General features: G+C 30.5%; 11 protein-coding genes. 1 reads left to right on the forward strand and 10 read right to left on the reverse strand.

The window, feature by feature from the left end; translation table 11 throughout:
- Positions 1–90: 90 nt before the first annotated feature.
- The 6 genes from NYQ10_RS17385 to NYQ10_RS17410 form a co-directional block, all read right to left on the reverse strand.
- Entirely contained in the window at positions 91–1215 is a 1125-nt protein-coding gene (locus tag NYQ10_RS17385; RefSeq protein ID WP_289877490.1) for a FecR family protein, read from the reverse strand.
- Positions 1216–1290: 75 nt separating this feature from the next.
- Positions 1291–1821, reverse strand: coding sequence for an RNA polymerase sigma factor (locus NYQ10_RS17390; RefSeq protein ID WP_289877491.1), 531 nt, complete (start codon positions 1819–1821; stop codon positions 1291–1293).
- Positions 1822–2244: 423 nt separating this feature from the next.
- Entirely contained in the window at positions 2245–3612 is a 1368-nt protein-coding gene (locus NYQ10_RS17395; protein WP_289877492.1) for a 3-keto-disaccharide hydrolase, read from the reverse strand.
- Between the two features lie 12 nt (positions 3613–3624).
- Positions 3625–4839, reverse strand: a complete 1215-nt coding sequence (locus tag NYQ10_RS17400) for a Gfo/Idh/MocA family protein (RefSeq protein ID WP_289877493.1) — start codon at positions 4837–4839, stop codon at positions 3625–3627.
- An 18-nt stretch (positions 4840–4857) separates the two neighbouring features.
- The gene (locus tag NYQ10_RS17405; RefSeq protein WP_289877494.1) at positions 4858–5877 is read right to left on the reverse strand and encodes an FAD:protein FMN transferase; all 1020 of its coding nucleotides are present in this window, start codon (positions 5875–5877) and stop codon (positions 4858–4860) included.
- A gap of 42 nt (positions 5878–5919) precedes the next feature.
- On the reverse strand, positions 5920–7347 hold the full coding sequence (locus tag NYQ10_RS17410; protein ID WP_289877495.1) for a Gfo/Idh/MocA family protein: 1428 nt from the start codon (positions 7345–7347) through the stop codon (positions 5920–5922).
- A 526-nt stretch (positions 7348–7873) separates the two neighbouring features.
- On the opposite strand from NYQ10_RS17410, the gene NYQ10_RS17415 reads away from it, so the two are divergent.
- Complete coding sequence (locus NYQ10_RS17415) at positions 7874–8161, forward strand: hypothetical protein (protein WP_289877496.1); 288 nt, start codon at positions 7874–7876, stop codon at positions 8159–8161.
- A 325-nt stretch (positions 8162–8486) separates the two neighbouring features.
- Here the strand turns inward: NYQ10_RS17415 and NYQ10_RS17420 are convergent, their stop codons facing one another.
- From NYQ10_RS17420 to NYQ10_RS17435, 4 genes are all read right to left on the reverse strand, one after another.
- A complete protein-coding gene (locus NYQ10_RS17420; RefSeq protein WP_289877497.1) occupies positions 8487–9779 on the reverse strand; it encodes a hypothetical protein in 1293 nt (430 codons plus the stop codon).
- 207 nt (positions 9780–9986) lie between these two features.
- Positions 9987–10361, reverse strand: coding sequence for a hypothetical protein (locus tag NYQ10_RS17425; protein WP_289877498.1), 375 nt, complete (start codon positions 10359–10361; stop codon positions 9987–9989).
- Between the two features lie 137 nt (positions 10362–10498).
- Entirely contained in the window at positions 10499–11779 is a 1281-nt protein-coding gene (locus NYQ10_RS17430) for a PIN-like domain-containing protein (RefSeq protein WP_289877499.1), read from the reverse strand.
- Between the two features lie 151 nt (positions 11780–11930).
- Positions 11931–12185: a HigA family addiction module antitoxin gene (locus tag NYQ10_RS17435; RefSeq protein ID WP_289877500.1), complete on the reverse strand. Its 255-nt coding sequence runs from the start codon at positions 12183–12185 to the stop codon at positions 11931–11933.
- Between the last annotated feature and the right edge of the window lie 2 nt (positions 12186–12187).

A 12187-nucleotide genomic window follows, 5' to 3' on the forward strand; every position in this document is an offset into this window, starting at 1 on the left:
TTGATTATTTAATTAAATCGGGAAATTTTGGCCAATTTTCCGATTTGCTTTTTATTGTTGTTTTTTCTTCATAGGCAACTGATTTTAAGATTAATAGATAATAACTTTTTTGTTTTCTATTTTATAATTGAACTCGGTATCAACCTGAAACGTACTTAGAACCTGATCGATTGAAACATCTTCAAATTCAGCCGTGTATATCTGATTGTTAATCGTTTTATTTCTGTTTTCTATTTTAACTCCATAATATCTTTCGAGCTTAGTTATTATTTTGTCAAAAGGAAGCTGTGAGATGACTAAACCTTTTTTCATCCATCTTGTTGCAATTGAAGTATCTACCTTAGAGAAATTGATTTTCTTACTTTTAGGATTCCACTCTGCTTCAAAGCCAGGTTTTAAAAATTGCGCTTTAGTTCCTCTTTCAGCCAATTTTACCGATCCTTCTACAAGCACAGTCTTGATGCTAACATCTTCAGGATAAGAACTCACGTTGAATTTGGTTCCAACAACCGTAATGTCCAACTGATTAACATTAACAATAAAAGGGTGTTTTTTATCTTTGCTAACTTCAAAAAAAGCTTCCCCTGTAAGCTTTACTTTTCTGAAATTTTCCAAAGAAAATACGGTAGGAAATTTTAAGGAAGAACCTGCATTCATGTGCACTAGAGTTCCATCAGCTAATCGTACATTAAAAGTTTTACCGTTTGGAACTTTCAAACAATTATACGCTGTTTCATTTCGCTTAGCAGCTTTGGTATAATCTATTTCATTACCAGTTTTTTTTCCAAGAAAATTACCATCTTCATCCAGTATATCTTGCTGATTTTGATCTGAAAGTGAAATGATATTCCCATTTCCCATATCCAGAGTAACAGCATGTGGATCAATGACATTATTATGATTTGAATTTGAGAATTGCCAAACACTATAACCACCAACTATAAAAATTAAACCGATGGCCGCATATTTCATGACCGTTTTTATGGAGCGTCTTTTTCTTTTGGATTTAAAATTTGATAGCACCTTATCAAATGCAACAGAAGAATCTATGGCAGAAATATCAGGGGTTTTTCCTGTTTTGAGCTTAATTAATTCAAGTCGTTTATAAAGCTCCCTATTTTCAGAAGAAGACTCGTACCATTCTGTAAAAAATTGCTTTTCTACTGTATTTAGCTGTTCATTTAATTTTTTGATTATAATCTCTGCTATATCCATTTTGATAAGTATTTAAGTAGGTCTGATATAAAGACCTTTAATACGACAAAACGGGTAGTGAGAAAATTAAAAAAATTAAAAAAAGATTTTTGTTAAAGCAATAACAAGCAATAAAAACTGATCTTGAAGTACAGATCTTAAGGTTTTATAGCTTTTTTTTAAGTGATATTTTACCGTATTGATTGAAATATTAAGTGTTTCTGCAGCGGTTTCATATTTTAAACCTTCGATAACACATAATTCAAACACTCGTTTAGATTGATCTGGCAAAGTATCGACCATGTCTAAAATATAAGTGTTTCTTTCGTAATTAATTAAATTTTCCTCGTGCGAAACTTCAAAAATATCATTATCTAAAATTGTCGAAGTTCTTTTACTTTTTTTAAGACGCTTGATGCTATTATTTTTAACAGCAATGAAAATGTAACTTTTAAGATTTAGTATTTCATTTGAATTGTTTAATTGTGTCAAAACCTTCTCTACAACATCCTGTACAACATCTTCGGCTTCATCCATATCTTCCAAGTAGCTAAAAGAAACCAGACACCATTCACGATAATGGGCATGAAATAAATATTCTATATTCTCTGAAGTAAAGCGCTCCATTTTCAAGTCTTATTAAATATTTCACAATAAATATTTTTTTAAAATTTGTCTGGGTTTCAAATTTCATATAATACTCGCAAAAGAAATGCAAGTGTACAAACTTAATAAAACGTTTTAGCAAAAACGAATACAATTATATATTTCCTAAAAAAATTACAATTAAAAAACATATATCGTTTTTAATATCAATTATATTAAAATATCAACAACAAAAACCTCTTAAAATTATTTTATATTCAATGATTTCGTTATCAAGAATTGCAAATGCATAAGTGTAATCAATTCCCTATATAAACGGTAATACAAATCATAAAACAGCGAGTTTTTTCCTTAAAATAATTGTAAAAAAAATAATTCAGAACTCTATTTAAAAAAAAAGCAGATCAAACTCTGATCTGCTTTCTTAATCTTAAGTAAAAAATATTATTGTAATTCTTTGATTTTAATACTTCTAAAACTTACTTCGTTACCATGATCTTGTATCAAAATATGCCCTTTTTCTGCTTCTCCAAAATTTGGCCATATTTTGTATTTGCTTTGCGCCACCAAATCACGGAATGCTTGCGAGCCTCTGTCATATTCTAAAACTTTAACGCCATTTAGATAATGTTCGACATGATTATTAGGATAAACAATCACTCTTCCTGTATTCCAATTTCCAGGCTTACGGAAAAAACGTTCTATTTTTTTAGCTTTAATTAAATCATAAAGCGAAGCAAGTGTACGATTGCCATCTCTGCCTAATTTTGCATCAGGGTGAACATCATCATCAAGTAATTGATATTCTAATCCTATTGCAGAACCTTTACTTTGTTCATTTAATGTTACAAAATATTTTATACCGCTATTAGCACCTTTTGTTAGTTTAAAATCAAATGATAAATCAAATGCCTCATATTCATTTTTACTCACAATATCTCCTCCGTTCGTAGACTCATCTCCATTTGATGCCATTACCTGCAAGATGCCTTCTTTCACTTTCCATCCTTTTTCTGGAAAAGTATTTTTATGAGCTCCAACCCAGCCATTTGTCGTTTTTCCATCAAACAATAATTTCCAGCCATTTTGCTCTTCGTATGAAGTTAATTTATTAGGAGTCAAACCCGCAACATAAACTCCTTTTGGAAAAGGAAGTTCTTTTATGTTTTTAGTCTGAACCCTAATATTTTTCCAATAAATTTTAATGCCAGCATCTTTAGCTTTTCCAATAGCATGAACTTGCAACGCAATAATTCCCTGATTTGCAGATAAAGTATCTACCAGAAAAGAAACTGGCTGATCATCAAGCCATGTTTTTACCTTCTGACCAATACATTCAATACGAACCTTGTGAAAAACATTAGGAGTAAAAAGAATTTGTCCTTTTGGATTGTTCGAAACTGGATAAAGCCATTCTCTTCGTCCTTCATCGTAGATTCCGCCGCTCCATTTTCTGGAAGTCGGATCTACATCATATTGATATCCATAAACTTTTCCTTTTCCGTCATTGGCTTTTGGATCAAAATTACTTTTAAACTGTACTCCAGAATTAGAAATACTATCAGACATCATGGTTTCCATTTCCAGTACAAAGTCTCCTGTTATGCGTGTATCAGATGCCAGAAAAGAATTTGGCGATTTATCTACCGTAGTACCAACGATCATTCCGTTTTCTACGTTATAATTGGCAGAACCTGTGAGCTGTTTCCATCCATTCAACGTTTTTCCATCAAATAACGATTGCCAGTTACCAGATTGTGCGTTGCAAAATAATGCTGTAAATAAAAAAAAGAGTGTTGCAATTTGTTTCATTCTATATGAGGTTTAGATATTAGTAAGATTAAATTCAGGTTTCCATTTTTGGATGGAATCTTCATATATTGATTTATTCATTAAGTGTACGCAGAAAGCAGTAGTAGCGCCTGTAATGACATTCGATGCTGGCAAACTTCCTTCATTAATCGTTTTATAAAATTCCTGAAGAGCGTACCAACTTCCATCTTTTGATTTCTCTTTCAAAATTGGAATACCACCATCATTGTTCCATTCAATTTTTGTAGCGCCAGTAACGCCATCGACAACTTCCAGTTCTTTTCTTGTTTCTTTTTCAGGAAAGAAAACACCTTCATCTACCAATAATTGAATTGTACCTTTTGTTCCTTTAATTTTAAATAAATAATCGTCTTTTGCATTACTGCAAGTAGCACCGAAATTTCCAATCATACCTTCTTTACTATATCGAAGAATAGTCTGAACGTTATCATAAGTTTCTCTGCCATCTTTATAATAATCTATTCCGCCCGTTCCGATTATTTCGTCAGGATGTGTGTTGAAAGCCCAGTTTATAAAATCTACCTGATGAGACAAAAGTTCGGCTGGTAATCCTCCAGAATATTCTTTGTACATGCGCCAATTTATTTGTCTGTCAGTACAGCCTGAAGGAACAGGTCTTCGCCAGCTTGCATTACGATCCCAACGACAATCAATTTGTGTAACCTTTCCAAGATAATTTTTATCAATCATCTCTTTTACTTTAAAATAAAGCGGTGTGTATCGGTATTGGTGTCCAACTTGCAATACTTGCTTCGGATGCTGTTTCATTAAATTAACCAAAGCAAGCGCCTGATTGGCATCATAAGTCATTGTTTTTTCGAGATAAACATGCTTACCAGCTTTAATTGCAGCCGATGCTATTTCGAAATGAAGATATAATGGCACAGCAATAATTACAGCATCAATTTTTTTGTCATCCAAAACTTTACGGTAATCTGTTTCGTACTTTAAATTATTTGCTTTGTTGATTGTTTTTGCCTGATCAAGTCTAAAAGGCAAAACATCACAGACAGATTTAAGCGTAAATTCATTAGGCATTTCTTTAAGAACAAAACTTAATCCGTTTCCTCTGTCGCCGCATCCAATTACTGCAACAGCAATATTTTTTTTCTTTTCATTTAAAACTGTTGCTTGTAAAATCTGTTGGTGCAGTAACAAACCGGTTGTGAATAAGCCAGTCTGGCGTATAAAATCTCTGCGTTTCATGTGGTTTATTAATAATAGTTAGTCATTTTTTAATTGTAAAAAAGCACTGCTGGCTTTTTTAGAAATAGTTCCAGAACTATTCTTATAAATAAAATAAGCCGCAATGTCTTTTCTTTTTTCAACAAAATCCATTGCCTTTTCGAGTCCCATCAGCATTAGAGCATTATCATAAGCATCAGCAGTTATAGCATCTTCTGCATATACTGTAACGCTAATGAGTTCATTATCTTGCGGAAAACCTGTTTTAGGATTTATAAGATGCGTAATTTTTCGGCCATTACTTTCATGAAATTTTCTGTAGCTTCCAGATGTTGTGATAGCTCCTTTATTTAGTTTTACAATTTCATTAAAAGACTGAAAATCAAATTCATCTTCTGTAGGCGATTCAATTCCAATTTTCATTTTCTCGCCAGAAGGCTTTTTTGTTCCTTTTACTCTTATCTCTCCTCCTAATTCAACAACATAATCATTGATTTTATATTGTTCTAGCAAATCTGCCAAAACATCAACACTATAACCTTGCGCTATTCCATCGAGATCGATTTTTACGCATGGCTTTTTCTTAGAAAGATAATTTGCTTTCAATTCTATTAATTTGCTGCTTACACAATTTCTCAGCGAAAGTATTTCAGAATCATCTGGAATATTGTTTGACTTTGTTTTACCAAATCCCCAAACTTCTACAAGAGGATAAATAGTTATATCAAAAAGTCCATCTGTATCTTTATTTACGATTAATGATTTTTTGATAACAGCAAGTAAATGATCATCCAGAACAATTCCTTTTTCAGAATTATTAAACTGATTTATTTTTGAATAGTTTTTATATAATGAAAGTGAACTGTCCAGCTGAATTAATTTTTGATCAATTGTTTGTTTTGTGACAATACTGTCTTTTCCATAATAAACAATATTGTAAGTTGTTCCTTGAGCTTTACCTGAAATGACATATCGGTTCCATTCAGCAGGACAATAAGATGTTAAGCTGAATAGAAAAACAATAAAAATCAATAATTTATGTACTCGAATGTTTATCAATGGTCAATAATAAATTTGTTTTTTATTCTATTATAAAAAAGATTATACTTTGTAAAATTGCTCCCATTCTTTACGCGGCGGCGGTCCGACAAGAAGTTCATTCGCATTTTTACTGCTGGTGATTATTTTATTTTTCCTATCAAAAACAATTTTTTCTCCAGTCCATTGCGCTAAAACTCCAAGACAGAAAACCTGGCTTAAAGGTCCAGCTATCTCAAAAGGAGAACGTGTTTTTTCTTCTCCTTTACAAGCTTTTAGAAAATTAGCAAAATGATTGGATGTACTTTCTGGTACAAAAGGCAGTCGTGAAGCCATTTCTTTTGCTTTTTCTTCTGGAATAATCGACAAAGTACTTCCGTGTGAACCTCCCTTAAAAGTCAAATCTTTACTATAAATAATTTTACCCGGATTTAGTTTTGCAGGTAAAACAGCACCATTGCTTGGCGGTGGAATATTCGGATCTAAACCTTGTTCTCCATAGCCTGAAGGTATTGGCGGAAGATTGTCAACACCATCGTACCATTTTATTTCGACTGGCGGTTTACTATCTCTTTTTGGAAATTTAAATGAAAGTGTAGTCGACATTGGAAAGAAAAAATCATTGTGACCATCTAACTTAATAGGGTCTACTTCATAAGGAAGTCCAAGATCTAAAAACTGATGGGCTGTATCCAGAATATGCGCTCCCCAATCTCCTAATGCTCCCATTCCAAAATCAAACCAGCATCGCCATTGACCGTTTACAAATTCTTTATTAAATTGATGCCCATAAGTCTGCATCTGCCAAATTTTCCAATCTAAAGTACTTGGTATAGGTTCAGCAGGTGGAAACGATTTAATTTTAGGATCCCATCCGTGCCAGCGTCTAGGCGAATTCATGTGCGCCGTGATGGCAGTTACATCTTTTATAATTCCTGCTTCTGTCCAAGCTTTAAACTGAAAATAATTAGCTTCAGAATGACCTTGATTTCCCATTTGGGTTACTACTTTCGGATGTTTTTTTGCAGCTTTCATCATAAGCTCAACTTCATTAAAAGTACGCGACATCGGTTTTTCTACATAAACATGTTTCCCAAGATTAATTGCCATCATTGTAATAGGAAAATGAGAAAAATCAGGAGTACCAATGCAAACTGCTTCTATTTGATTTCCCATTTTATCGAACATTTGCCTGAAATCTTTAAATCGAGGCACATTAGGAAACTGTTTCAATATATCTAAAGTTTGAGGCGCTTCCATATCTACATCGCAGAGTGCTACGATATTTGCTAATCCTGTATTATAGAGTTCACGAATTATATCTGCACCGCGATTACCAATTCCGACACAGGCAAGGTTTACTTTGTCGGCAGTTGTTTTAGGAAATTTTAATTCATTCGAAAACAAAAAGCTTGGTATTGCGGTAGCAGCTGCAGTGGCTAATAAAGTATCGGTTAAAAATTTTCTTCTTGAATAATTGTTGTCTGACATATATATGGTTTTTTAGATAGTCGATAAAGAGATGGGACTTTTTTAAATAATCAAACTTCAGCATTTGCCGAAACTTCTAACGATATATTTAGTGGAAAAAACAATCTTGAAAAAAAACTGTAAGATTGTAAGAAAGTTCATTAATCAAAGAACAATATTATTATTGAATTTAAAAACACAAATCGTGTCAATTTTTAAACTTTTTGATTCATATAACAGCTAAAACTATATGTAGCGCATGTATTTGTATTAAAAAAATAAATCAAACCAATTTTAAGTTTATTGATAAAGATAAAGAAAAGTCAGTTTCAAAAGCTTTCGGGATTACGTAACTTTTTATTACAATTCATCAGGTTGCGAAAAATTCTAAACAATTCCTTCTTTTTTACAACTCAATTTTTCGCAAATGAAAATTTGACAATACTGGAATAAAATCATATAACAAATCTGATATTCTAAACAGTAATTTTAAAATAATCTAATTGAAAGATTAGATATGCTTATTCAATCTATAAAACTTATCAATATGAGATCTCACAATTACACATCTAATGAATTTGAATTTGAAATGAATTCTTATGAGGAACAGCTACTTTTAAATTACGATGATTATCTAGAAGGCGATTACAGCAATAGTCTGAAATCTTCTAATCACTATAATCTAGAACTTGGAGATTTGGAAGATAATTTAGAATATGATTTCGAATCAGAGTATGATGAAAATGATTGGGAAGAAGAAGATTTAAATGAAAATTCTGCTGGGGAATATGATGCAAATGAAGAAAAACCAGGAAGTTTTGAAATGCTTAGCTAAACTAGTTCTTCCAGATAATTATAGATATACTGTAAATAAAAAAGCCGTTCCGTAATGGAATGGCTTTTCTATTTTGATTGCGTTTATAAGCGTGAAGCTACTTTATCATATTTATTTCCCGATGCAATATCTAACTTTCCTTTATCTATAAGGGGTTTAGAATGTAAAGATGTACATTAGGTGTAGTTATTAGATAAAGTTTAGAGTAATTAATGGTAGTAAAAATAATTAGTAAATTCCTAATTTTTAATTTTGTTACGTCCTTCATTTCAATATTCAGCTAATTTTAGTCAAGTTGCAGTTTCAAATCTATCAACTACATTCATCATTGTACAGCTTTTTTTGTGTAATTTATTATAGCATTTCTTGCCATATTTGACATTAATTCAAAGGTTATTAATTTGTCCTGGGTTTTAGTCCATTCCCCAGATGGACTTTCTACTCGATTTTCTTTTTTCATTTTCTTAAGTAATACTTCTCGTCTTTTAATATTATCTATAATATGAAAAAAACGATTGTTAGATGTATTATTGGTGCTTGTGTGTGGTAAAGATTGTCCCTCATGAAAAAATTTAGAACGGAAATGGTACGTATCTTTAATAATAATTGAAAAATCTTCCTCTGTTAATTCATTGGGATTTAATTCTGGTCTAACGCTTATTTCGCTTGGGAATAGCTTTCTGTAATTCGGGCCTTCAGTTATTAATTCATTGTAGAAAACTTCTTCCCAATCTGTATTCGTAGTATAAGTTATTAGAAATTTTACAAAACGTTTAGTTAAATCTCTATTATTAATTTCTGAGTTTACATAAGCTTGAACTTTCAAATACTCTTCAAACAGAGTTCTTGCAACTTCGCTTGTTTTAGAAAGGTTTTTCCATTCATTATAACGATCATGCTTTTTTGAAAAGTCAATTTGAGCTATTGCTAATTGTGATATTGCTTCGATACCTGCAATAATAAACGAAAATCCTAAATCAAAATCTTCTTTCTTATTTATATGTGCCAACTGTATTAATCGAAAACTTTGCATCAAGTTTTCATAAGTTACATCATGTCCTTCACTTTCTGATGAAGTAAGTTTGTCAAGTAAGCTAACTACTTCTATTAATCTTTGTTCCCAGATGTCAATTATCTCATTGTGAACTCTAAAGCCTCTTGCGCCTGGTCCTAGTGTTGTTCTTGGAAATTCAACTCCGATTTCTCTCAATCCATATTCATTAGCAACTTCAAATCCATTGTAATAATCATTTTTTGTAGAAACGACAGGTCTTTCAAAGGCAAAACTACAGATTGCACTAAGCCCTAAAGTAAAGTAGTGAGAATTGATGTAATTAATTCTTTCTGGCATTTTAACAGGCGAAACATAAGCTTTTTTTACTGATTGGCCTGATTCACTAGTTACTATATCTACTTCAATTGATTGCTCAATTGTAAAATCTTTAAAGTGTATATCTTTTGGTAATTTGAAATCTAAAATTAGATAGCTGTAAATTCTTTTGTCTTCTGAAGTGTTATGTACTTTATAAAGCTTGACTTCATTTCTTTTGTCAAATGCTAATATTCCATCTTTAAACTGATTGTCATCGTCAACATATTGTCTCATGTTTCTGTCCATTTTTCTTCTGAAAATTTTGTATATACAAACGTCTAATACCGTATTATAAAAATAGTGCATGTAAACTTAATCGTTTAAGATATCGTTTAGATTAATTGTACAATAGATCAAAAGAATTAATTTTTTTATTATTTATTTCAATTATTAGTTCAAATAATATCTTATCTAATTCTGTTGAAAGTCCTCTTCCCTCTATAAGTTCCATTTTTACAATTTAATCCGTAATCTTTCCATTTCATCAACCACTTTAGTTAATTCAATAATTTCAGAGTCTCGATTTAGATTTATGTACAATTCTGGGTCTAACCAAAATCTTGATTTATTGTAAAGAATTTCTCCGAGGTATCTATCAACTAGCAATATGGATGATGATGCTTGGTTCCATGCCTCGGCCAATTCTATATTCGGAATATATTTTCCATTATTATTTTTTAAATAATTATATGTTTTTATGAATGCTGTATTGATATCTCTATGTGCATTAACGACATTTTCTTTATTTTTATCTTTTCGTTCGTTTAAGAAAGTTACAACATCATTAAATACTGTCCATAATATTGTAATATCAAAAATTTGTGCCATATTTTTATTTTCTATTTTAAGTTTGATGCTCTTTAATTATTACTCTAAAATTCGCATACCTTTTACTGGTTTCTCGATATCCAAAGCCCTGTAGATTTACATTTTTTCTAGTAATCGCTTTTCCTATACATTGCAAATCATTTTTTTAAATAATTCTTCTTTATGATTTCATAATTGTCTAAAATTCTCATTCTTTTTAACTCCAATAATTTGAGTTCTTTAATAAGTTTTTCTTTTTCATCTTCTAGGCCAGCCTCCAAATAACCTAAATTATGAGCGTATTCCCTTATATCATCTTTTGAATCACTCGTCTCATATAAATGATTTCGATATCTAGAAACCTTTTCATATTCACTATCATTAAAATCTATCTTTTCAATTACTGCATTTATATCATTTTCTACATGTTTAATATCTAAATTGAATTTTTCTGCAATATCGTAATCTCTGTATCTTTGATAGTTTTCATCAATTAAGTTCTGAGCCTCTGTAATTGAGGTTTCTCTAATTTTATCATCTAATTCTTGTTTCGCATATTTTAAAAATGTGGATGTATTATAAATGTGAAATCTCTTTAATTTTTCACAATGATTATAGATTTCATTAAGTAATTCTTTTCTTGGCCCTAATTTTCTGCCTCTTTTTTCTTCCCACCAATCTTCTTTTACGTCACCAGTCACTAAAATAACATACTCATAATCAGTTTCTTTTGCAAATTTAATTATCTCTTTCCATAAATATAAATCTCCAAATCTTCTTGTAAAAATTAAATCTTTATAAAAATGAGAACCTTCTTTTTTAATATCTTTATAACCTGGTGGAATATTATTTTTATATCTATTTTCTCCTTCCTTATTTATAATATCAATCTCTTCTTTGGTGAATTCTTTTCCAATTTTATCTTTAAAAATATCAAGTAAAACATCTTTTATATTATCAATATTGTTTACGTCCAAATGTTCAGCTTCCGATTTTCTTAGATATTTTTTAAACTTCTTAAAAATTTTCAATGTATTCGTAAGTTCCCCATCATTAATATACTTAGAAGGATCAATTTTGGAATGTCTTTGTGCTAGATTGAGTTTCTTAATTTCATCATGATAAGAATTATTAAGTTCAGTAATTTTACAGACATGTTCTTCGGTTAAATTCATAACTTTAGAATACATACTTTTTTGTTCACCGATGATGTTTAACCTATTATTTAAAAATTCAAGTGCTACTTGAAAACCAATCCAAATTCTAGAATTGATAATTGGATTTTGCAACACACCTAATAAATCATCTTTAGCTTGTAGAGGTAGTCTATACAAATCTAAAAGAACATTTGAATCAAAGATAAAAATACCTTTTTCCCAAATTTCCTTCACTTCATCTTCATTAATTTCTTTGTGTATTTTTTTTAAGTGTTCTATCATTTGTTAATTGAGTATAAAGTAATTATAATTGCCATAGAATATTTTTCTAACATGCATAAAATTCACTGAATTTTATAAATCAGCTTCTTATATATGATAAAAAACATAGTAAATTGTATTCTGAATAAACTAATTTAATAAATCCTGATTTTCAACTATTTTTTCTCTCTTGTAAATCATATTTATCCTGTAAACGTAAAAATAAATCAGCAGTACCCCCAAATACAGTTTCTAATTTTGAGGCTAAATCAGGAGATATTTTTGCGTGCCCATTTAAGACATTGTTAATATCTAGTAAACTATAATCTAACAATTTAGCAATTTTACTAACAGAAAGCTTTCTTCCTTCAACCAATTCCATTTTTAAAATTTCTCCTGGATGAACGTTTCTCATTTTTCTTTCCATAA

The sequence above is a fragment of the Flavobacterium johnsoniae genome (genome assembly GCF_030388325.1).
In the GTDB taxonomy this organism is placed as follows: Bacteria; Bacteroidota; Bacteroidia; order Flavobacteriales; family Flavobacteriaceae; genus Flavobacterium; species Flavobacterium johnsoniae_C.